The organism is Streptomyces sp. 1-11 (assembly GCF_007176755.1).
Lineage (GTDB): Bacteria > Actinomycetota > Actinomycetes > Streptomycetales > Streptomycetaceae > Streptomyces.
Genome location: NZ_BJTV01000009.1, coordinates 93,527 through 115,380, shown reverse-complemented (window position 1 = coordinate 115,380; position 21,854 = coordinate 93,527). Strand labels below are relative to the sequence as shown.

Sequence of the window (21,854 nt, the reverse complement as noted above, 5' to 3'; positions counted from 1 at the left end):
CCTCAGAGTGCGACGGGCGTGTAGACGGAGTTCTTCTCGGCGCTCTCCTCGACGGCGGCCAGTACGCGCTGCACCTGGAGTCCGTCGGCGAAGGAGGGCTCGGGACGGCGGCCCTCGGCGATGGCGTGGACGAGGTCGCGGACCTGGTGGACGAAGGTGTGCTCGTAGCCGAGTCCGTGGCCGGGCGGCCACCAGGCCTCCAGGTACGGGTGTTCGGGTTCGGTGACGAGGATGCGGCGGAAGCCGGCCTCGGGGCCCGGTTCGGTGGCGTCGTGGAACCACAGCTCGTTGAGGCGTTCCAGGTCGAAGGCGAGCGAGCCGCGCTCGCCGTTGAGTTCGATGCGCAGGGCGTTCTTGCGGCCGGTGGCGTAGCGGGTGGCCTCGAAGGAGGCGAGGGCGCCCGAGGTGAACCGGCCGGTGAACAGGGCGGCGTCGTCCACGGTGACCGTGCCGGTGCCGGCCGCCGGCATCGCCGTCAGACCGCTGCCCGCGCCGCGGGGCAGCGGACGCTCCCGTACGAAGGTCTCGGTGAGGGCGGACACCCCGGCGAGCCGCTCCCCCGCGAGGTACTGGGCGAGGTCCACGATGTGCGCGCCGAGGTCGCCGAGCGAGCCGGAGCCGGCCAGTTCCCTGCGCAGCCGCCAGGTCAGCGGGAAGTCGGGGTCAACCAGCCAGTCCTGGAGGTAGTTCACCCGCACGTGGCGCAGGGTGCCGAGCCGGCCGGCCGCGACCATGCGCCGGGCGAGCGCGGTGGCCGGTACGCGGCGGTAGTTGAAGCCGACCATCGCCAGCCGGCCGCGGGCCTCGGCCTCCTCGGCCGCGGCCGTCATGGTCTCGGCCTCCGTCACGGTGTTGGCGAGGGGCTTCTCGCACAGCACGTGCTTGCCGGCGGCGAGCGCGGCCAGCGCGATCTCGGCGTGGCTGTCGCCGGGCGTGCAGATGTCGATCAGGTCGATGTCGTCCCGGGCGACGAGCGCACGCCAGTCGGTCTCCACGTCCGCCCAGCCGTGCCGGCCGGCCGCCGCGCGGGCCGCGGTCTCGTCACGGCCGCAGATCACGGCCTGCACGGGACTCAGGGGCAGGTCGAAGACCCGGCCCGCGGTGCGCCAGCCCTGGGAGTGGGCGGCGCCCATGAAGGCGTAGCCCACCATGCCGACGCGCAGCGGGGGTCTCCCCTCCGGCGGCTTCCCGGCGGGGGCCGCCGGCTCCGTCGACTGCTGCGGCTGTTCCATGCGCTCGTCCTCCTCTTCGTCGTGGCGCGGTGGGGGGTGCGGGCGAGTGCCTTCCGGTCCGGCCCGGGCCGGGCCCCGTGAGCCGGGCCCGGGCCGGACGGAAGGCCTCAGGCTCACCGGAAGCCGGTGGGCATGTACTGGTCGACGTTGTCCTTGTCCACGACGGCCGAGTAGAGCGTGATCGACGCGGGGATCTCGTACTCGGCGAGGCCGCCGACGCCCTTGCCCTGGCCGAGGGCCCGGGCGAGGTCGATCGCGGAGGCGGCCATGGTGGGCGGGTAGAGGACGGTGGCCTTCAGAACGCCGTTGTCCTGCTTGATGGCCTGGAAGGCGGAGAGCGCGCCGGCCCCGCCGACCATCAGGAAGTCGTCCCGGCCGGCCTGCTCGATGGCGCGCAGCGCGCCCACGCCCTGGTCGTCGTCGTGGTTCCACAGGGCGTCGAACTTGGACTGGGCCTGGAGCAGCTGGGCCATCTTGGCCTGTCCGGACTCCACGGTGAAGTCGGCCGCCTGCCGGGCCACCTTCTTGATGTTGGGGTAGTTCTTCAGGGCGTCGTCGAACCCCTGGGTGCGCTGCTTGGTCAGCTCCAGGTTGTCCAGGCCGGCCAGCTCGATCACCCGGGCGTTCGGCTTGTCCTTGAGCTTCTCGCCGATGTAGCGCCCGGCGCTCAGGCCCATGCCGTAGTTGTCGCCGCCGATCCAGCAGCGGTACGCCTGGGCGGAGTTGAAGATGCGGTCGAGGTTGACGACGGGGATGCCGGCGCGCATCGCCTTCAGCCCGACCTGGGTGAGGGCCTTGCCGTCGGCGGGCAGCACGACCAGGACGTCGACCTTCTTGTTGATGAGGGTCTCGATCTGGCCGATCTGCTGGGCGGTGTCGTTGGAGCCCTCGGTGATCTCCAGGGTGACGTCGGGGTACTTCTTGGCCCGGCTCTTGGCGTTGTCGTTGATGGCGTTGAGCCAGCCGTGGTCGGCCTGGGGGCCGGCGAAGCCGATGGTCACGTGCTTTCCGGGCTTGTCGTCGGCGGCCGGACGGGTGTCGGCGGCGGCGCCCTGGTCCTTGGTGTCGTTGCTGGTGCAGGCCGTGAGGAAGGTGCCGGCGGAGACCGCGGCGGTTCCGAAGAGGAGGCCTCTGCGGCTGGTGAGGCCGTTCGTGGGGCGGCTGGTGTGCTCTGGCATGGCGGTGGACCCTTCCTCAGCTCGTTCTCGCGGTGCGGCGCTGGACCAGGACGGCGGCGACGATGATCGCGCCCTTGGCGATCTGCTGGACGTCGCTCTGCAGGTTGTTCAGGGCGAAGATGTTGGTGATCGTGGTGAAGATCAGGACGCCGAGCACGGAGCCGGTGATGGTGCCGCGGCCGCCGCTGAGCAGGGTGCCGCCGATGATCGCGGCGGCGATGGCGTCGAGTTCGTAGAGGTTGCCGTTGGTGTTCTGGCCTGAGCCGGAGAGCACGATCAGCAGGAAGGCGGCGATGCCGCAGCACAGTCCGGACAGCAGGTACAGGTAGAGGCGCTGCCGGCGGACGTCGATGCCGGCGAGCCGGGCGGCCTCGGCGTTGCCGCCGACGGCGACGGTGCGGCGGCCGAAGGTGGTGCGGTTCAGCAGCAGCCACCCCGCCACCGTGACCAGCGCGAAGACCAGCACGAGCGGCGGGATGCCCAGGACGTAGGAGTCGCGCTCGCCGAGCTTCAGGACGCTGTCGACGGTGACGACCTGGGTGCGGCCGTCGGTGATCTGCAGGGCGAGGCCGCGCGCCGAGGCCAGCATGGCGAGGGTGGCGATGAACGGGACCATGCCGCCGTAGGCGACCAGCAGTCCGTTGACCAGCCCGCAGCCCAGGCCGACGACCATCGCGGTGAACAGGATGCCGGCGAAGCCGTACTCCTGGGTGGCGACGGTGGTGGCCCACACGGAGGCGAGGGCGACGATCGCGCCGACGGAGAGGTCGATGCCGCCGGCGGTGATCACGAAGGTCATGCCGACGGTGACCACGCCGATCACCGAGGCCTGGGTGAGGACGAGTTGGAGGTTGCGGGTGTCCAGGAACTCGTCGGGTCTGGTGACGCCGCCGATGACGACGAGGGCGGCGAGCACGCCGAGCAGGGACAGGGTGCGGACGTCGGCACGGGCCGGCAGGCCGCGCCAGGCGGGGAGCCGGCCGGCCGTCGGCGGCTCGCCGGTGGCGTCCCGGGGCGGGGAGACGGGCTGTGTCATGACGCCGGGCTTCCTTCCATGACGAGGTCGAGGACGCGGTGTTCGTCGAGTTCCTGGGCGGGCGCCATGTGCACGACCCGGCCCTCGCGGAGCACCAGGACGCGGTCGGCGAGGCCGAGGACCTCCGGCACCTCGCTGGAGACGAGGAGCACGGCAAGGCCTTCGTCGGCCAGGCGGCGGACCACCGCGTACAGTTCGGCCCGGGCGCCCACGTCGACGCCTCGGGTGGGTTCGTCCAGCAGCAGCACCCGGCAGCCGCGCAGCAGCCAGCGGGCGAGGACGGCCTTCTGCTGGTTGCCGCCGGACAGGGTGCGCACGGGCGCGTCCGGGTTGTCCGGCCGCAGTGACAGCTCGCGGGTCGCTGCGCGGGCCGCGCCCCGCTCGGCGCCCCGGTCGACCCAGCCGGCCCGGGAGAAGCGGGAGAGGGTGGAGACGGACACGTTGCGGGTGACGGACTCCAGCATCAGCAGGGCCTGCGCCTTGCGTTCCTCCGGCGCGAGCCCGATCCCGGCCCGCACGGCGGCGCGCACGCTGCCGGGCCGCAGCGGCCTGCCGTCGACCAGGACCTGGCCGGCGCTGGGCCGGCGCGCCCCGTAGACCGTCTCCAGGATCTCGGAGCGCCCGGACCCCACGAGCCCGGCCAGGCCGACGATCTCCCCCGGCCGTACGTCGAGGTCGAGCGGCGCGAACTCGCCGTCCCGGGCCAGCCGGCGGATCCGCAGCACGGGCTCGCCCGCGGGCGGCGCCTGGGGGCGGGCGGGGAACACGTACGCGACGTCGCGTCCCGTCATCAGGGCGACGACGTCCTTGGTCGGCGTGCTCTTGGCGGGCAGTCCGCGGGCGACGGCACGGCCGTCCTTGAGCACGGTCACCCGGTCGCCGATGCGCCGGATCTCCTCCAGCCGGTGCGAGATGTAGACGACCGCGACGCCCTCCGCGGTGAGGGTCCCTACGATGCGGAAGAGGTTGTCGACCTCGTCGGGGTCGAGCGCGGCGGACGGCTCGTCCATCACGATGAGACGCACGTCGTGGGAGAGCGCCCGGGCCATGGAGACGATCTGCTGCTGGGCCGCGGACAGGTCCCCGACCAGGCGGCCCGGATCGATCTCGGGATGCCCGAGCCGCTTGAGCAGCGCGCCCGTGGAAGTGCGGGCGGCCTTCCCGCGTACGACGAACCCGGCGGAGGTGGGCTCGTGGCCGAGGTGAACGTTCTCGGCCACCGACATGTGCTCCACCAGGTCGAGTTCCTGGTAGATGGTGGCGATGCCGAGGCGCATGGCGGCGATCGGCGAGCGCAGGGTGACGGCCTCGCCGCGCCAGTGGATGGTGCCGCCGTCCGGCTGGTGGGCGCCGGCCAGGACCTTGATGAGGGTGGACTTCCCTGCGCCGTTCTGGCCGAGGAGGCAGTGCACTTCACCCGCCTGGACGTCGAGGTCGACGCCGTCGAGGGCGCGGACGCCGGGGAACGACTTGGTGATGCCGGACATGCTGAGCAGTGGTGCTTCTGGTGCCATCGGATTCCCCTCGGCGGACGTGCGGGCCGGTGTCAGGGCGTGCTGCGCCCGCGGCCGGGCTCGGTGCCGGGCAGGCGTCGTTCTCGGGCAGGGCTGAGCGCTGTGGGTGCGGGTGCGGGTGAAGGCGGCGGGGCGGGCGGGATCAGGGCAGGGCCGGCCGCGGCGGCTGCCGTGCGGTCACGCGGTGGGATGTGCTCGGGTGGAGCGGACGGGGTGCGGGTGGCGCTGTCTACACGAGTCAGTGCGGGCGGTGAGGGCTGCTGGGACGGGTGGGCGGTCGCTCGTTACGCGGGTGAGAACAAGTGGTCGCTGATCAGCCGGGCCGCGCCGGTGACACCGGCGGTGGGTCCCAGTTCCCCCAGGACGATGGGCAGGTTGCCGGTCGCCAGGGGCAGCGACTGGCGGTAGACCTGGGTGCGGATCGCGGCGAGCAGGGTGTGGCCGAGGCCGGTCACCCCGCCGCCGATCACCACCAGGCCGGGGTTGAAGAAGGAGACGAGGCCCGCGATGACCTGGCCGACGTGGGTGCCGCCCTCGCGGATCAGGTCGAGCGCGGTGGCGTCGCCCGCCGCGGCCGCGGCGGCCACGTCGACGGCGGAGAGGGTGCCGTTGGCCGCGAGCCGCGCCGCCAGTTCGGCGGACAGGCCCTGGCCGGCCGCCTGCACGGCGTCCCGGGCCAGCGCGGCGCCGCTGAAGTGGGCCTCCAGGCAGCCCCGGTTGCCGCAGGCGCAGGGGCGGCCGTCGGGCACGGCCTGGATGTGGCCGATGTCGCCCGCGCTGCCGGTGGTCCCCCGGTGCACGTTGCCGCCCACGACGATGCCGCAGCCGATGCCGGTGCCGATCTTGACGCAGAGGAAGTCCGCGACGGTACGGGCGACTCCGGCGTGCTGCTCGCCCATGGCCATGAGGTTCACGTCGTTGTCGACCATGACCGGGCAGCCGAGCTCCTGGCTGAGCGCCTCCCGTACGGGGAAGCCGTCCCAGCCGGGCATGATCGGCGGCGCGACCGGGACGCCCTCCGGGAACCGGACCGGCCCTGGTACGCCGATGCCGGCGCCGTCGAAGCCCTCGGCGAGCCCGGTGGCCTTCAGTTTTCCGGCCATGTCCAGGACTTGCTCGAAGACGGCGACGGGGCCCTCACGGACGTCCATCGGCTGGTTGAGGTGCCCGAGGATCTCCAGCTCGGCGTTGGTGACGGCGACGTCGACCGAGGTCGCGCCGATGTCGACGCCGAGGAACCTGAGGTCCGGGTGGAGCCGGACGTTGTGGGAGCGGCGGCCGCCGCGTGAGGCGGCGAGTCCGTCGGCCACCACCAGGCCGGTCTCCATCAGCCGGTCCACCTCCACGGCCAGCTTGGACCGGGACAGGTCGACCTGGTCGCCGAGCTGGGCGCGGGAGTTGGGGCCGCCGTCACGCAGCAGCTTCAGCAGGCGGGCCTGGTGCGTGTTCGCCGGTCGTGCCGTCATGCGTCTCACGTGCCCCTCCCCGCCAGTATTCGGCCACCAGTGCCGGGCTTTCGAGAGGAAAGTAGCAGCGGCTGCCGAGCCTGGGAAGAAGCTGTGCACGGATTCCCGCGCACTTTTTCCACTCAGAGGACAAAGAACGTCGGATTCGGGCGGTCGAGTGCCTGGCGGGGCCGTCGGACCGGCGTGGAGCGCCGCGCACGGGACACTGGGGGAAAGCGGCCGGCGAGCGGAGGTGAGCGTGGTGATCGCCGTCGACCCGACGGACAGCGCCTCACTGCTCGCCGCCTTCGGGGCGCTGGGCGTGCTCGCGGTGATCTTCGGGGAGTCCGGCCTGCTCGTCGTCGGGTTCTTCCTGCCCGGCGACACGCTGCTGTTCCCCGCCGGTGTGCTCTGCGCGGCGGCCGACGGGCAGGCGCCGCGGCTGCAGTTGTGGCAGGTGATGCTGTGCGCGGCCGTCGGCTCCGTGCTGGGCGGCCAGGTGGGCTATCTGCTCGGGCGGCACGGCGGACGGCCCCTGCTGGAGCGCTCGTCGAGCCGGCGGGTGAAGAAGGGCACGGCACGGGCGGAGCGGCTTCTGTCCCGCTACGGATACGGCAAGGCGCTGGTGATCGGCCGTTTCGTCCCGGTGCTGCGCACCGTGCTGCATCCGGCGGCCGGCGCGCTGGGGGTGCCGGCCCGGGCGTTCACGCTCTGGCAGACGGTGGGCGGGCTGCTCTGGTCGCAGAGCCTGGTGCTCGCCGGTTACCTCCTCGGCTCGTCGGTCTCCCACGTCGACGACTACCTGCTGCCGCTGGTCGCCGTGATCGTCGCGCTCTCGCTCCTGCCGCTGCTGGCGGAGGCCCGCCGCAGACGGCGCGAACGGCGGGACGGGGATCGTCCACGAGGCGGCTGAGCGCGGCGGAACGTCCGTGGCCGGGCCCCCGCAACTGGCCCCGCCGGTGCCCCGCCGATGCCCCGCCTGAGCCCCGCCGGCCAGCCCGTGCTGGGGAGCCCGGACCGTGAGGAGCCCGGACAGCGCCGGAGAGCCCGGACCGCGCCGGGGAGCGCCGGGCGCGCCGGCGGTGGTCCGGCCGCCGCGCGGGTGGGCCACGATCGCCCGCCGGGCGCGAGGCGCGTCCCGGAGTGCGGCGATCGTGGCCGGTGTGCTCAGCGTCCGCCGGTGACGGCGCTGCCGGGTGCGACCGCGCGGCCGGTCTGCGGGGAGATCATCCCCGCGCACAGGCCGCGGGAGGCCAGCACCTGGGCGATGCGCGGAACGGCGGCCAGGGTGTTGGCCGGCCACTCGTGCATCAGGATGATCTGGCCGTTGGTCAGCCGGGAGACCGCCTGGACGATCGCGTCGGTGCTCGCGCCGTTCCAGTCCTGCGAGTCGACGTCCCAGATGACCTGCCGCAGGCCGTACTTGGCCTCGACCGCCTGCAGCGTGCCGTTGGTCTCGCCGTAGGGCGGGCGGAACAGCCGCGGAGTGCCGCCGCCCGCGCCGGCGATCGCCTGCTGGGTGCGGGCGACCTCCGAGTCCATCTGCGCCTGGCCGAGCTGGGTCAGATGCGGGTGGCTGTAGCTGTGGTTGCCGATCCACATGCCGGCGTCCGCCTCGGCCCTCACCTGGGCCGGGTAGGCGGCGGCGTACTGGCCCTCGTTGAACATGGTGGCCCTGAGCCCGCTCTGCCGCAGGGCGGCCAGCAGGGCCGGGGTGTGGGCGTTGGACGGGCCGTCGTCGAAGGTGAGTCCGACGTACCCGGCGCAGCCGGCGGCGCGCGAGGCGGTGGCGCCCGCGGTGACGTTGGCCGCCACGGCCGTCACAGCCAAGGCGAGTGTCGTGACGAGGGCCCGTAAGGGCAGGCGCGTGCTGGTTCGCATGGGGGTTCGCTCCTTCTCGACTCCGTTGTCGCGACGGTCACTTCAGCTCGCACTGCACGTCACCGTGGGCCAGGTCCAGGTGCCGTTGGTCTGCAGGGTCACGCCCCAGTTGTTCCCGCTGCCGTTGGGTTTCGCGACCAGGGTCTGCGCGTCCGGATAGGCGGCGCCGACGTTCCAGGTGGCGAGGACCTTCTCCGGGGACGGGACCTTCATCGTGACGGTCCAGTCGGCGGCCCCGCTCACCGACACGTTCAGGTTGTAGCGGTCGCTCCACTGCTGCCCCGCCGACAGGGTCGCCGTGCAGCCGCCGCTGCCGCCGCCACCGCCGGTTCCGCCACCGCCGGTTCCGCCGCCGGAGGAGCCGGAGTCGGACACCGTGATGCTGGAGTTCCCGCTGCTCTGGTAGCCCTCGGTGGCGAGGATCTGGTAGTTGAAGGTGCCCAGGTTCATGCCGTTGCGGGCCCAGGCGTCGAAGTGGTTCCCGGCGGTGATGGTGCCGCCCGTCCGCTTCGACTGGCGGACGCTCCAGTACTGGTTGAAGGTCCTGGTGCCCTCGATGGAGGGGGCGTTGACCCGGGTGGTCTCGTAGATGTCGTACGTGCCGCCGTCGCTGGTGACGGTGCCCTTGTAGGTGCCCGTGGGCCGGTAGGTGCCCCAGTTGTCGACGACGTAGTACTCCACCAGCGGGTTGGTGGTCCAGCCGTACAGGGCGAGGTAGGCGTTGCCCGACGGGTTGAAGCTGCCCGAGTAGGTCACGTTCCGGCGGGCGCCGGTGCTCCAGCCCTTCCCCGCGACGAAGTTGCCGCTGTTGCTCCACGAGGTGCCGTAGGACCCGCCCGAGCCCAGGTTCATGGAGACCGAACCGCCGCCGTCGGTCCAGAACGAGTAGTAGTAGCCGTTGTTGGTGCCGGTCTGGCTGGACGTGATCACGGTGTCCGCGCGCGCCGTGCCGGGCAGGAGCAGCGCCGCCATGGCGACCAGCACCAGGGCGCAGGCGCTCCGGACGAGCGGCATGAGGCGATCGCCTCCGCGGCCTTTCACATAGGACGTGCGCATGTCAATGCAGCCTCCTCGGGTCTCCCGCCGACGTCGAAGAGTGTTGAATCGGACGCAGGCCGTGTCAACAGTTTCGGTAGATGTTTCGAAACATTCGCACCCGCATCTTCGTCAGGCAAGTGACATAGCCGCAGTTCATGAGCGATGTCCGAGAGTCCGGCTTACCGGAATCACCCGTACACAAGACGGTGTGATCGATCTTCCGTCACCGCACTGCGAAAGTTTCGAAGGCGTCTGGATTCAGCCCGTCACCTGCCCGGCCCAACGTGACTCCGCCGGAGGGGCGAGGTGCGGTGAGGGGTGTTTCCGTGGTGGAAGGGATGGCCCGGTGCACCCATGACGAGGAGGCGGTATGCCGGAGGCGGGCGGCGTGTGTGGCGAGGCGGGTGTCGCCCTGCTGGGCGGCGGCGCGCCGGACGGCGGTTCCGGCGACGCGTTCGCACGGGTGAGCGGGGTCGCCGACGCCGTCCTGTACGAGGGCTACCTGCTCTACCCGTACCGCCGCTCCTCGGCCAAGAACCGGGTCCGGTGGCAGTTCGGTGTGCTGCTGCCCCGTGACTGGGTGGAGGCGGACGGCCCGGTCGTCCCGGGCATCGCGGGCTCGGCCGACTCCTGGTACCAGCGCACCGAGTGCCTGGTGCGCGCGCCGCGCCCCGACGCGCTGGTACGGGTGCGCGTGCGGTACCTGCAGATGCAGCACAAGCAGGTGCTGGCGGCCGGCGCGGACGGCCGGCACCGCCCGGTCGAGTCGCTGCGCACGGACGACGGCCGGGACCATCTCACGTTCGACGAGGCGGTGCCGCAGGAGGTCGGTCTCGCCTGGCCGCTGGCGGACCTGCTGCGCGGCGGGTGCGGCGCCGCGACGGGGGCGCCGGCGGCCGAGGAGACCGAGACGCTGCCCGGCGGCGCGGGGCGGGTGGTGCGACGGCGCGAGGAGATCCTGGCCCGCACCGCGGTGGAGGCCGAGCGGCTCACCGGGGACGTGTACCGGCTGCGCGTGCGCACCGAGAACAGCGGGCGGGCGCCGGACGCGCGGGCCGCGCGCGGCGATGCGCTGCGGCACGCGCTGCTCGCCGCCCACACGCTGATCGGCGGCGAGGGCGTGGAGTTCGTGTCGCTCGTCGATCCGCCGGCCGGTCTTGTGGAGCAGGCGCGCGGCTGCGTCAACGCCTTCACCTGGCCCGTCCTGGGCGGCGCGCCCGAGGACACGGGGTCCACCGGGCCGGTGATGCTGTCCTGCCCGATCATCCTGCCCGACCGTCCGCAGGTGGCGCCGGAGAGTCCCGGCGACCTGCACGACGCGGCGGAGATCGACGAGATCCTCTCGCTGCGCACGATGCTGCTGACCGACGAGGAGAAGGCCGAGGCCCGGGCCACCGACCCGCGCGCCGCACGCATCCTGGACCGGGTCGACAACATGCCCCCGGAGGTCTTCGCCCGGCTGCACGGCGCCATCCGCTCGCTCACCCCGGCGCGGCCCGGCCCGCCCGGCGCCCCCACCCGGCCCGCCTGGTGGCGGGAGGACGCCGACGACGGACCGTCCCCGGCCACCGACACGGTCGTGGTCGACGGTGCCGACGTCGGCGGCGGCAGCCGGGTGCGGCTGCGGCCGCGCGGCCGGGGCGCCGACGCCCAGGACATGTTCCTGGCCGGCCGGACCGCGCGGGTGGCGGCCGTCTTCCACGACGTGGACGGCAGCGTCCATCTCGCGGTGACCGTCGACGACGATCCCGCGGCCGAACTGCACGGCTGGTACGGCCGTTTCCACTACTTCCGGCCCGACGAGGTCGAACCACTCGCCTCCGACGAGCCGGTCGCCCCACCCGGCCGCGGCCCCCGCGGCCCCGACGCCCGGCCGGCAGGCCGGAGGAGGGACGGCTCGATGGACGGCGCGACGGACGCCTCCGAGACGCCGGCGCAAGGAGCCGGCCGACTCCCCGACCGACTGCAGCAAAGGCCGACGACATGAGCACCCAGAGCGGTACCACCGAAGTCAGCCGCGAGCCCAGCCGGGCCGGGGCGCGTGAGGGCATCGACGAGATCCACATTCTCTGGATCTCGGAGGGCATGAGCTGCGACGGCGACACCGTCTCCCTGACGGCCGCCGACCAGCCCTCGATCGAGGACGTCGTCCTCGGCCTCATCCCGGGCCTGCCCAAGGTCAACCTGGTCAACAAGGTGCTCTCGCCCAGCTTGGGCGGCGAGGACTTCCTGGCCCCCTACCGGGCGGCGGCCCGCGGCGAACTGGCCCCGTTCATCCTGGTGATCGAGGGCTCGATCCCCAACCAGAACATCATCGACGGCGACGGCTACTGGACGTCGTTCGGCAACGACCCGGACACCGGCGAGCCGCAGACCCTGAACTGGTGGATCGACCAACTGGCGCCGAAGGCCTGGGCGGTGGTGGCCGCCGGCACCTGCGCGACGTACGGCGGCATCCACGCCATGGCGGGCAACCCGACCGGCTGCATGGGCCTCGCGGACTACCTGGGCTGGGACTTCACGTCGCAGGCCGGTCTGCCGGTGGTGAACGTGCCAGGCTGCCCCATCCAGCCGGAGAACTTCATGGAGACCCTGATCTGGGTCCTCCAGCACGCGGCCGGTTCCGCTCCCCCGCCCCCGCTGGACCACATGCTGCGTCCGCAGTGGCTGTTCGGCAAGACCGTGCACGAGGGCTGCGACCGGGGCTCGTACTACGAGCAGGCCGACTTCGGTCTCGACTACAACTCCCCCAAGTGCCTGGTGAAGACGGGCTGCTGGGGGCCGGTGGTCAACTGCAACGTGCCCAAGCGCGGCTGGATGGCGGGGATCGGGGGCTGCCCCAACGTCGGCGGGATCTGCATCGGGTGCACGATGCCCGGCTTCCCCGACGCCTTCATGCCGTTCATGGACGAGCCGCCCGGCGGCACCCTGTCGTCCATGGTCATCAAGCCCTACGGGGCGGTCATCCGCCGGCTGCGCGGCCTGACCAACGACATGGTGAACCACGAGCCCAGGTGGCGCCACAACAAGCGCAAGCTGACCAGCGGCTACGACCCGCGCTACCGCCCGTGACCGCGCCCGCCGCCGCGCCCGCGCCGCATCCCCCGACCGAACCGCAGATCCCGAACAGCGAGGGGCAGTACCGCAGATGACCACCACCGAGTCCCGGCCGAAACAGCGCAAACCCGCACAGATCGTGGACATGTCCTGGGATCCGATCACCCGGATCATCGGCAACCTGGGCATCTACACGAAGATCGACTTCGCGAACCAGGAAGTCGTGGAATGCCACAGCACCTCGTCGCTGTTCCGCGGCTACTCGGTGTTCATGAAGGGCAAGGACCCCCGCGACGCGGGCTTCATCACCTCGCGCATCTGCGGCATCTGCGGCGACAACCACACCACGTGCTCCAACTACGCCCAGCAGATGGCGTACGGCGTCAAGCCGCCGAAGCTGGCCGAGCACATCACCAACCTCGGCGAAGCGGCCGAGTACATGTTCGACCACACGATCTTCCAGGACAACCTGGTGTTCGTGGACTTCTGCGAGGCGATGGTCAAGGCCACCAACCCCGGTGTGCTGGCCCGCGCCGAGCGGACCGACGCTCCGCGCGGGGACATCCACGGCTACCGGACCATCGCCGACATCATGAAGGCCTTCAACCCCTTCGAGGGCGAGGTCTACAAGGAGGCGCTGAAGGTCAGCCGGGTCACCCGGGAGATGTTCTGCCTGATGGAGGGGCGGCACGTGCACCCCTCCACGCTGTACCCGGGCGGCGTCGGCACGATGCCGCAGCCGAACACCTTCACCGACTACCTCAGCCGGCTGATGCACGTCATCGACTTCGTGAAGAAGGCGGTGGCGATGAACGACGACGTCTTCGACTTCTTCTACGAGGCGCTGCCCGGTTACGAGGAGGTCGGCAGGCGCCGCATCCTGCTGGGCTGCTGGGGCGCCTGGCAGAACCCGGACGTCGTCGACTACCGGTACGAGAACATGGACCGCTGGGGCAAGGCGATGTACGTCACCCCCGGCATCGTCGTGGACGGTAGGCTCGTCACCAACAACCTGGTCGACATCAACCTCGGCCTGCGCATCATGCTGGGCAGCTCGTTCTACGAGGACTGGGTCAACGAGCAGCCGTTCGTCACCCACGACCCGCTCGGCAACCCGGTCGACATGCGCCACCCGTGGAACCAGACCACCGTCCCCGTGCCGCAGAAGCGCGACTTCGACGGCAACTACAGCTGGGTGATGAGCCCGCGCTGGCACCACCGGGACACCGGCGAGCTCCTCGCCCTGGACACCGGCGGCGGCCCGCTGGCGCGGCTGTGGTCGACGGCGCTGAGCGGCCTGGTCGACACGCCCTATGTGAAGGCCACCGGCAGCAGCGTGCGGATCTCGCTGCCCAAGGGCGAGTCGCTGCCGGAGACCACGCTGGAGTGGCACATCCCGAAGTGGAGCAACACCATCGAACGGGACCGCGCCCGGCCGTACTTCGTCGCCTACGCCGCCGCCATGGCCCTGCAGTTCCTGGAGGAGGCCATGGGCATGCTGCGCAACGGCGACACCAAGGTCTTCGAGAACTTCGAGGTGCCGGACGACGCGATCGGCTGCGGCTTCCACGAGGCGGTGCGCGGCGTCCTCTCGCACCATCTGGTGATCCGCGACAAGAAGATCGCCAACTACCACCCGTACCCGCCCACCCCGTGGAACGCCAGCCCCCGCGACATCTACGGCACCCCCGGGCCGTACGAGGACGCCGTGCAGGGCCAGCCGATCTTCGAGGAGAACGGGCCGGACGACTTCAAGGGCGTCGACATCATGCGCACCGTGCGCAGCTTCGACCCCTGTCTGCCTTGCGGCGTCCACATGTACATGGGCAAGGGCAAGACCCTGACCACCGTGCACTCGCCGACGTACGGGGCGAGTCATGGCTGACGCCGCCGTCCGGCTCCCGGACCCGGCGGTGGAGGCGCGGCTGGCCCGGCTCGACGAGGTGCTGGCCGGGCTGGAGTCCGCTCCGGGCCCGGCCGCCCGCGAAGCGCTGGAGCCGGTGCTGCTGCTGAGCGAGGTCTACGGGGAGGCGCTGGCCCGGATCGTGGACCTGGCGGACGAGCGGCTGGGCGAACGGCTGGCCGCGGACGAGCTGCTGGGACACCTGCTGGTGCTGCACTCGCTGCACCCCGAGCCGGCCGAGCGCCGGGCCGAGCGCGCGGTCGAGAAGCTGCGCCCGGCGGTGCGCGAGCGCGGCGGTGACCTGGAGTGGGCCGGCGTCGAGGGTCAGGTGGCCCGGGTGCGGGTGAGCAGCGGCGGCGGGTGCGGCTCCGGGTGCGGCGGCGGGTCCGCCGACGTCACCGAGGTCGTCCGGGCGGCGGTGCTGGCCGCCGCCCCGGAGCTGACGGCCGTGGAACCGGTCGCCGAGGAGCGGCGGGCCGCGCCCGCGTTCGTGCCGCTGGGCTCCATCAAACGCCGGGTCACGGCACGGGAGGCCCGGTGACCGCACAGGGAGCGCTGGCCCGCCTCATCCGCTCGGCCCCGTCCCGCGCGGCGGCCGCCGAGGCCGAGGCGTGCGAGCTGTGCGCCGCCCCGGTGGCCGAGACCCACCCGCACCTGTACGACACCGCGGACGCGGACGTGCGGTGCGTGTGCCGCCCCTGCTCGGTGCTGTTCGCCGAGGACGGGGCGGGCGAGGGACGCTACCGGCTGGTGCCGCGGCGCAGGCTGCGGCTGCCGCCGGTCGACACGGCGGTGCTGGGCGTGCCGGTGGGCCTGGTGTTCTTCGTGCCCCGCTCCGACGGCACGGTCACCGCGCAGGGACCGAGCCCGGCCGGGGCCATGCGCTGGGAGGTGGACGCGGCCGCCTGGCAGCGGCTGGCCGCCGCCTGCCCCCCGCTCGCCGGCATGACCCGCGACGTCGAGGCGCTGCTGGTGAACACGGCACGCGGTTCCGAGCAACACTGGATCGTGCCGGTCGACGACTGCTTCCGGATGGTCGCCCTGGTCCGCCGCGAGTGGCGGGGCCTGTCCGGTGGCGGCCGGGTATGGCCGGCCGTGGAACGGTTCTTCGCGGAGCTCACCGAGCGGCGCTGAGGACCTGGAAGGAGTGAACGATGGGCAGCATCCGAGTGGGCCGCCCCCAGGCGAAGCCCGACACACCCAGCCATGTGCCCGGTCTGCATCAGGGCAACATCGGCCCGCGCGACCGGCAGACCGGATTCCACGAGGACGGCACCTCCGACGCCCGCCGCTCCACCGGGATCCACTGGAAACGGCATGACGCCCTGATCGACGCCATGCCGAACATCTCACCCGGATGAGAGGGCGGAAAGTGACCAAGCGCTGTGGAACCGAGAGGACGACGAGGTCGGTGACAACGACCGGACGGCAGGTGCTGATCGCCCAGGCCGCCCTGCTGGGCGGCGTGGTGGCGGTCCTGTTCCTCAAGGAGCTGCCCGGCCTGCTGCGGGAGCTGCGGATCTACCGGATGAGCGGTGGCCTTCGCGCGCACCGCCGCTACCCCTGAGTCCGCCGCGTGCACGAGCTGTCGATCGCGACCGCGATCGTGGAGCAGGCGGAGGAGATCGCCCGGGCGGACGGCGCCGGCGCCGTGTCGGCGGTGACCGTCCGGGTCGGGGAGCTGGCGGGTGTGGTCCCGGACGCCCTGCGGTTCGCCTTCGAGGTGGCCCGGGACGGCACCCCGCTGGCCGCGGCCCGGCTCGTCGTCGAGCAGGTGACGGCACGGGCGTGGTGCGGCGGGTGCGCCGAGGAGTTCGCGGTGGGCATGCCGCCGTTCTTCTGGTGCCCGCGCTGCGACCGGCCCTCGCAGGAGCTGCGCAGCGGACGGGAGCTGGAGATCACGGAGGTGGAGGCGGTGCCGGCCCCGCGCTGAGCGCGGGGCCTCTCCCGTCCCGGCGGCCGCCTCAGCAGATGCGCGGGAGCTGCTCCCCCAGCGGCAGGTCGAGCACCCGGGTGCCGCCGAGCCCGGTGGCGACGACGACCATGCCCGGGTGCTCCTCGACGCAACTGCCGACGACCGCCGCACCGGCGCCCTGCGGGTGGGCCCGCATCGCCGCCAGCACGGCCTCGGCACGGTCCTGGGGCACGAAGGCGACGAGCCGCCCCTCGTTCGCGACGTACAGCGGGTCGAGGCCGAGGAACCCGCAGGCGTTCGCGACCTCCTCGGGGACGGGCAGGGCGCGCTCGCGCAGCCGTACGCCGGTGCCGGAGGCCCGGGCGATCTCGTTGAGGGAGGCGCCGAGGCCGCCCCGGGTGGGGTCGCGCAGGACGTGGATGTCCTTGGTGACCGCCAGCATGGCCGCCACCAGGCCGGCCAGCGGCGCGGTGTCGGAGGCGATCTCCACGCCGAACTCCAGGCCCTCGCGCACGCTCATGATCGCCACGCCGTGCAGTCCGATCGGGCCGCTGACGATGACGGCGTCGCCGGGCCGGGCGCGCTGCGGGCGGATGTCGACCCCGTCGGGGACCAGGCCGACACCGGCGGTGGTGACGTAGACGCCGTCACCGTGTCCGGACTCCACCACTTTGGTGTCGCCGGTGGCGACGGTGACCGCGGCCGCCTCGGCCGCCGCGCCGATGGCGCGGGCGATCCGCCCGACGACGGCCAGTTCCACGCCCTCCTCCAGGACGAAGGCCGTGGAGAGGTACGCCGGCCGGGCGCCGCTCATCGCCAGGTCGTTGACGGTGCCGTTGACGGCGAGGTCGCCGAGGCAGCCGCCGGGGAAGAACAGCGGCCGTACGACGTAGGAGTCGGTGGAGAAGGCGAGCCGGGCGCCGCCGAGGTCGAACACGGCCGAGTCGGCCATCGCGGCGAGCGTGGGGTTGCCGTAGGCCGGGGCGAAGACCTGGTCGATCAGCTCGGCGGAGAGCGCGCCGCCCCCGCCGTGCCCCATGACCACGACCGGCTGGTCGCGCAGCGGGGCGGGGCAGGTCCAGTTCGCGGGGTCCACGGGCGCTTCGGCGCCGGGGGACGCTTCGGTGGCGAGGTCAGCCAACGGGGTTCATCTCCTCCTGCGGAGCGCGGGCCCCGCGGGGCGCCGGGGCGCCGCTCATCCGGCGGTACAGGTAGTAGGCGGCGCAGGCGCCCTCGCTGGAGACCATGGTGGCGCCGAGCGGGGTCCGCGGGGTGCAGGCCTTGCCGAACGCCTCGCACTCGGTCGGCTTGATCAGGCCCTGCAGGACCTCGCCGGCGCGGCACACGGCGGGTTCCTCGGTGCGGATGTCGGTGACGTCGAAGCGGTGTTCGGCGTCGTACGCGCGGAAGGCCGCGCCGAGCCGCCAGCCGCTGGCCGGGATGCGGCCGATGCCGCGCCAGTTGCGGTCGGTGACCTCGAACACCTCCTCGATCATCCGCTGGGCCGCCGGGTTGCCCTGGTCGCGCACGGCCCGCGCATAGGCGTTGTCGACGCTGTGCTCGCCGCGTTCGAGCTGGTGGACGGCGCGCCGGATGCCCTCGAGGATGTCGAGCGGCTCGAAGCCGGTGACGACGATCGGCACCCGGTGCTTCTCGGCCAGTTCCGGATACTCGGCGGTGCCCATGACGCTGCACACGTGCCCGGCGGCGAGGAAGCCCTGCACCCGGCACTCGGGGGCGGTCATGATGGCCTCGACGGCCGGGGGGACCCGGACGTGGGAGACCAGCAGGCTGAAGTTGTCCAGGCCCAGCCGGCGGGCCTGGTGGACGGCCATGGCGTTGGCGGGGGCGGTGGTCTCGAAGCCGATCGCGAAGAACACGACCTGCCGACCGGGGTTCTTGCGGGCGAGTTCCAGGGCGTCGAGCGGCGAGTACACCACCCGTACGTCACCGCCCTCGCTCTTGACCCGGAACAGGTCGCGGTCGGTGCCGGGCACCCGCAGCATGTCGCCGAAGGAGCAGAAGACGACCTCGGGGCGGGCGGCGATCGCCAGCGCCTTGTCGATGACGTCGAGCGGCGTGACGCACACCGGGCAGCCGGGCCCGTGGATCAGCTCCACCTGCTCCGGCAGGAGCTGGTCGATGCCGTGCCGGATGATGGAGTGCGTCTGGCCGCCGCACACCTCCATCAGCGCCCAGGGGCGGGTGGCCGTGGCGCGGATCTCGTCCAGCAGCCGGCGCGCCAGGGCCGGGTCGTTGAACTCGTCGATGTACTTCACCTGACCTCACTCCCGCTCTCCTGCCGCGCCGCCTGCTCCCAGGCGTCCCCGAACTCCTCATCGAGCAGCCCCAGTTGCTCGAAAAGCTCCAGGGAGGCCCGGGCCGACTCCTCGTCCAGGCGCTGCAGGGCGAAGCCGACGTGGACGATGACGTACTCACCCACCCGCACGTCGGGCAGGTACTCGAGGCACGCCTGTTTCTGCACTCCGCCGAAGTCGATCAGCCCGGTGAGCGGATCGGCGTGATGGTCGATGGACACGACCTTGCCGGGCACTGCCAGACACATGGGTCACTCCGTCTCGTGGTGGTTCGCTGTTCCCGCGACCATGAGCTGGCCGAGCGCCAGCCCGCCGTCGTTCGGCGGCACTTCGCGGTGGCGCAGGACGGTGAAGCCGTCCGTGGCCAGCAGGGCGGCGCACTCCTCCTCCAGCAGTCCGTTGGCGAAGACGCCGCCGGTGAGTGCCACCGTGCTCAGGCGGGCGGACCGGCGGGCCCGTCGGCAGACCTCCGCGACGGCCCGTGCGACCCCGCGGTGGAAGCGGGCCGCGAGCACCGGCGCCGGGGTGCCGCGCCGCCGGTCCGCGAGGAGCGCTTCCAGCAGCGGCGCGGGGTCCATCCGGTGACCGGCCCCGAAGCGGAAGGGGTAGGCCGCGGTGTCCGCCTCCCAGGCCACGGCCGCCGCGGCCTCGAGTTCCAGCGCGGCCTGCGCCTCGTACGCCGCGCGGTGGCAGACCCCGGCCAGCGACGACACGGCGTCGAAGAGGCGGCCCATGCTGGAGGTGGGCACGCAGGCGACGTCGCGTTCCAGCTGCTGGCGCAGCACGAAGAGTTCGCCCTCGGTGCAGGCGAGGAGGCTCGGCAGGTCCGGCTCCCAGGGCAGTCCGGCGGCCCACAGCCGGGCCAGCGCCAGCCGGCACGGGTTGGCCACGCCCACGTCCCCGCCGGGCAGCGGGGCTGTGGCCAGGTGGGCGAAGCGGCGGAAGCCCGAGTAGCCGGCGAGCAGCACCTCGCCGCCCCACACGGTGCCGTCGTCGCCGTACCCGGTGCCGTCGAAGGCGACGCCGATCACCGGTGTGCCGCCGTCGAGGCCGTGTTCGGCCATCGCGGCGGCGATGTGGGCGTGGTGGTGCTGGACCAGCACGGGCTGCGGCAGGCCGCGTTCGCCCGACAAGCGCCGGGCCCAGCCGGCCGAGTGGTAGCGGGGGTGCCGGTCGGCGGCGAGCAGTTCGGGGGTGACGCCGGTGAGGGCGGCGACATGGCGTTCGGCGCGGGCAGCGGCGTCGAGGGTGGCGAGGTCGCCCATGTCGCCGATGTGCGGCCCGAACCAGGCCTGGTCGCCGTCGCCGAGGCACAGCGCGTTCTTCAGGTCGCCGCCGACGGCGAGCACGGGGCGGACCGGGACCGGCAGGCGCAGCGGACGGGGGACGTAGCCGCGGGAGCGGCGCAGTACCTGTTCGGTGCCGTCGGGGCGCACCCGCAGCAGGGAGTCGTCGCAGGGTGAGGCGATGGGCCGGTCGTGGGCGAGCCAGGCGTCGGCGAGGCCGGCGAGGCGTTCCAGCGCCTCGCCGTCGTCGGTGACGATGGGTTCGCCGGAGCGGTTGCCGCTGGTCATGACCAGGACGCGGGGTCCGGGTGGGTCGCCGGGCAGTCCGAGGAGCAGGGTGTGCAGCGGGGCGTAGGGCAGCATGACGCCCACGTGCGGGCTGCCCGGGCAGACCTGGGCGGCGAGCCGGGGTCCGGGGCCGGCCGGGCGGGGGCGCAGCAGCACGATGGGGCGGCGGGCGCTGGTGAGGGCGGCGCGTTCGGCGGTGCTGAGGTGCGCGATCTCCTGGGCGGCGGTGAGGTCGGCGCACATCACCGCGAAGGCCTTGCCGCCGCGCTCCTTGCGCTCGCGCAGGGTGGCGACCGCCCGCTCGTCGGTGGCGTCGCAGGCCAGGTGGTAGCCGCCGACGCCCTTGACGGCGACGATCCGGCCGGCGGCCAGCAGGGCCCGTGCCGTGGCCAGCGCGTCGGCGTCCCGGGCCGGGCGGACGCCGGTGCCGGCGGCCGGGACGAGGGTGAGCCGGGGCCCGCAGTCGGGGCAGGCGACGGGCTGGGCGTGGAAGCGCCGGTCGGCGGGGTCGCCGTACTCGTGGGCGCAGGGCGGGCACAGCGGGAAGCCGGCCATGGTCGTGGCCGCGCGGTCGTAGGGCATCGCGGTGGCGATGGTGAAGCGGGGACCGCAGTGGGTGCAGGTGATGAACGGGTGCCGGTGCCTGCGATCGGCCGGGTCTGCCAGCTCGCGCAGGCAGTCCGGGCAGGTCGCGGTGTCGGGCGGGAGCTGGGTGCGGCCCGTGGACTTGCCGGTGCGGCGGATGGCGAAGGGCTCGCCGGCTCCGGTGGCGGGGACGTCCTCGCGGCGCACGCCGGTCACGGCGGCCAGCGGCGGCGGCTCCTTCACCAGCCGGTCGTGGAAGAGGGCCACGTCCTCCGCCCGGCCCTCGACCTCGATGAGCACGCCGCTGGCGGTGTTGCCGACGAACCCGGTCAGGCCCAGCTCTGCGGCCAGCCGGTGCACGTACGGCCGGAAGCCGACGCCCTGCACGGTGCCGTACACCGTGATCCGGCGGCGCACCCGGCCGGTGACGGGCGCGGTCACGAGACGGAGGTGGCGGCGCCGTGGTGGTGGCCGTGCGGGTGCGGGGCGAGCGGCGGCCGGTGCTGCGGCGGGGTGTCCCGGGCGAAGAGGGCGTGTTCCAGGAGGATGTCGGACCCGTCGCCGGTGCGGGCGCAGGACCGTACGATCCGCACGCCCGGGTTGACGCGCTGGACGTTGGCCCGGAAGGCGGCCTCGTCGAAGCCGGCCGCCTGCGCCAGGTCGGTCTTGGTGACGACGACCAGATGGGCGGAGCCGAAGGCCGTCGGATACTTCAGCGGTTTGTCCTCGCCCTCGGTGACCGCCATCAGCACGATCCGCAGGGTCTCGCCGAGGTCGTAGGAGGCCGGGCAGACGAGGTTGCCGACGTTCTCCACGAAGAGCACGGCGGTGCCCTCGGGCAGCCACCCCTCGAGGTGTCCGCGCACCTGCCGGGCCTCCAGGTGGCACAGTCCGTCGGTGAGGAGCTGGCGGACCGGCGCGCCCGAGCGGGCCAGCCGGACGGCGTCGTTCTCGGTGGCGAGGTCAGCGGTGAGCGCGGCGACGGGCACGCCCCGCTCCACCGCCCGCGCCAGGACTTGTCCGAGGAGTTCCGTCTTGCCGCTGCCCGGGCTGGACAGCAGATTGACCACCGTCACGCCCTTCGCGGCCAGGTCCTCGCGCAGACCCGCGGCCAGGTCGTCGTTCTTCGCCAGGACGGCCTGCTTGACGTCGGACCGGCACATGGGCCCAGCTCCTCG

20 protein-coding genes and 1 pseudogene are annotated in these 21,854 nt (G+C 73.0%); 9 read left to right on the top strand and 12 right to left on the bottom strand.

The genetic code is table 11. The annotated features are described in order from the left end of the window. Positions 1 to 2: 2 nt before the first annotated feature. The 5 genes from TNCT1_RS20535 to TNCT1_RS20515 all read right to left on the bottom strand — a co-directional run bounded on the left by TNCT1_RS20535 (position 3) and on the right by TNCT1_RS20515 (position 6,426). Positions 3 to 1,232: a Gfo/Idh/MocA family protein gene (locus tag TNCT1_RS20535; protein ID WP_143634243.1), complete on the bottom strand. Its 1,230-nt coding sequence runs from the start codon at positions 1,230 to 1,232 to the stop codon at positions 3 to 5. Between the two features lie 113 nt (positions 1,233 to 1,345). After that, the gene (locus TNCT1_RS20530) at positions 1,346 to 2,410 is read right to left on the bottom strand and encodes a substrate-binding domain-containing protein (protein ID WP_143634241.1); all 1,065 of its coding nucleotides are present in this window, start codon (positions 2,408 to 2,410) and stop codon (positions 1,346 to 1,348) included. A gap of 16 nt (positions 2,411 to 2,426) precedes the next feature. Then, positions 2,427 to 3,446 carry an ABC transporter permease gene (locus TNCT1_RS20525; protein ID WP_143634239.1) on the bottom strand — a complete coding sequence of 340 codons (1,020 nt, stop codon included), beginning with the start codon at positions 3,444 to 3,446 and terminating at the stop codon, positions 2,427 to 2,429. Then, a complete protein-coding gene (locus TNCT1_RS20520) occupies positions 3,443 to 4,960 on the bottom strand; it encodes a sugar ABC transporter ATP-binding protein (protein ID WP_143634237.1) in 1,518 nt (505 codons plus the stop codon). The genes TNCT1_RS20525 and TNCT1_RS20520 overlap by 4 nt, the downstream gene beginning before the upstream one ends. Positions 4,961 to 5,244: 284 nt before the next feature. After that, the gene (locus TNCT1_RS20515; RefSeq protein WP_143634235.1) at positions 5,245 to 6,426 is read right to left on the bottom strand and encodes an ROK family transcriptional regulator; all 1,182 of its coding nucleotides are present in this window, start codon (positions 6,424 to 6,426) and stop codon (positions 5,245 to 5,247) included. A 241-nt stretch (positions 6,427 to 6,667) separates the two neighbouring features. Here TNCT1_RS20515 and TNCT1_RS20510 point away from each other — a divergent pair, with 241 nt between their 5' ends. Then, positions 6,668 to 7,318, top strand: a complete 651-nt coding sequence (locus tag TNCT1_RS20510; RefSeq protein ID WP_143634599.1) for a DedA family protein — start codon at positions 6,668 to 6,670, stop codon at positions 7,316 to 7,318. 260 nt (positions 7,319 to 7,578) lie between these two features. Here TNCT1_RS20510 and TNCT1_RS20505 read toward each other — a convergent pair. Further along, a pseudogene (locus TNCT1_RS20505) lies at positions 7,579 to 8,286 on the bottom strand (polysaccharide deacetylase family protein); the annotation flags it as partial. A 42-nt stretch (positions 8,287 to 8,328) separates the two neighbouring features. After that, a complete protein-coding gene (locus TNCT1_RS20500; RefSeq protein ID WP_216856667.1) occupies positions 8,329 to 9,300 on the bottom strand; it encodes a glycoside hydrolase family 11 protein in 972 nt (323 codons plus the stop codon). Between the two features lie 394 nt (positions 9,301 to 9,694). Between TNCT1_RS20500 and TNCT1_RS20495 the strand changes: the two genes are divergently transcribed. The 8 genes from TNCT1_RS20495 to hypA all read left to right on the top strand — a co-directional run bounded on the left by TNCT1_RS20495 (position 9,695) and on the right by hypA (position 16,217). Then, positions 9,695 to 11,311, top strand: coding sequence for a hypothetical protein (locus tag TNCT1_RS20495; protein ID WP_143634229.1), 1,617 nt, complete (start codon positions 9,695 to 9,697; stop codon positions 11,309 to 11,311). Then, complete coding sequence (locus tag TNCT1_RS20490; RefSeq protein WP_143634227.1) at positions 11,308 to 12,396, top strand: hydrogenase expression protein HypE; 1,089 nt, start codon at positions 11,308 to 11,310, stop codon at positions 12,394 to 12,396. Before TNCT1_RS20495 ends, TNCT1_RS20490 begins: the two co-directional genes overlap by 4 nt. Positions 12,397 to 12,472: 76 nt before the next feature. Next, positions 12,473 to 14,266 (top strand): nickel-dependent hydrogenase large subunit, encoded by a 1,794-nt coding sequence (locus tag TNCT1_RS20485; protein ID WP_143634225.1) that lies wholly within the window; start codon positions 12,473 to 12,475, stop codon positions 14,264 to 14,266. Further along, positions 14,259 to 14,825, top strand: a complete 567-nt coding sequence (locus TNCT1_RS20480) for a NifU family protein (RefSeq protein ID WP_143634223.1) — start codon at positions 14,259 to 14,261, stop codon at positions 14,823 to 14,825. Before TNCT1_RS20485 ends, TNCT1_RS20480 begins: the two co-directional genes overlap by 8 nt. Next, positions 14,822 to 15,418, top strand: coding sequence for a DUF5947 family protein (locus TNCT1_RS20475; protein ID WP_143634221.1), 597 nt, complete (start codon positions 14,822 to 14,824; stop codon positions 15,416 to 15,418). Before TNCT1_RS20480 ends, TNCT1_RS20475 begins: the two co-directional genes overlap by 4 nt. Positions 15,419 to 15,438: 20 nt before the next feature. Continuing rightward, entirely contained in the window at positions 15,439 to 15,645 is a 207-nt protein-coding gene (locus TNCT1_RS20470; RefSeq protein ID WP_143634219.1) for a hypothetical protein, read from the top strand. 50 nt (positions 15,646 to 15,695) lie between these two features. Further along, a complete protein-coding gene (locus tag TNCT1_RS35875; protein ID WP_174266373.1) occupies positions 15,696 to 15,851 on the top strand; it encodes a hypothetical protein in 156 nt (51 codons plus the stop codon). A gap of 9 nt (positions 15,852 to 15,860) precedes the next feature. Beyond that, the gene (gene hypA / locus TNCT1_RS20465) at positions 15,861 to 16,217 is read left to right on the top strand and encodes a hydrogenase maturation nickel metallochaperone HypA (protein ID WP_143634217.1); all 357 of its coding nucleotides are present in this window, start codon (positions 15,861 to 15,863) and stop codon (positions 16,215 to 16,217) included. Positions 16,218 to 16,248: 31 nt separating this feature from the next. Here hypA and hypE read toward each other — a convergent pair whose 3' ends face one another. The 5 genes from hypE to hypB are packed head-to-tail and all read right to left on the bottom strand — an operon-like array spanning position 16,249 to position 21,839. Further along, positions 16,249 to 17,340: a hydrogenase expression/formation protein HypE gene (hypE, locus tag TNCT1_RS20460; RefSeq protein ID WP_143634215.1), complete on the bottom strand. Its 1,092-nt coding sequence runs from the start codon at positions 17,338 to 17,340 to the stop codon at positions 16,249 to 16,251. Continuing rightward, positions 17,333 to 18,478: a hydrogenase formation protein HypD gene (gene hypD, locus TNCT1_RS20455; protein ID WP_143634213.1), complete on the bottom strand. Its 1,146-nt coding sequence runs from the start codon at positions 18,476 to 18,478 to the stop codon at positions 17,333 to 17,335. Before hypD ends, hypE begins: the two co-directional genes overlap by 8 nt. Continuing rightward, positions 18,475 to 18,765 carry a HypC/HybG/HupF family hydrogenase formation chaperone gene (locus TNCT1_RS20450; RefSeq protein WP_143634211.1) on the bottom strand — a complete coding sequence of 97 codons (291 nt, stop codon included), beginning with the start codon at positions 18,763 to 18,765 and terminating at the stop codon, positions 18,475 to 18,477. The genes hypD and TNCT1_RS20450 overlap by 4 nt, the downstream gene beginning before the upstream one ends. 3 nt (positions 18,766 to 18,768) lie before the next feature. Beyond that, entirely contained in the window at positions 18,769 to 21,117 is a 2,349-nt protein-coding gene (hypF, locus tag TNCT1_RS20445) for a carbamoyltransferase HypF (RefSeq protein ID WP_143634207.1), read from the bottom strand. Next, positions 21,114 to 21,839 (bottom strand): hydrogenase nickel incorporation protein HypB, encoded by a 726-nt coding sequence (hypB, locus tag TNCT1_RS20440; RefSeq protein ID WP_143634205.1) that lies wholly within the window; start codon positions 21,837 to 21,839, stop codon positions 21,114 to 21,116. Before hypB ends, hypF begins: the two co-directional genes overlap by 4 nt. Positions 21,840 to 21,854 lie beyond the last annotated feature (15 nt).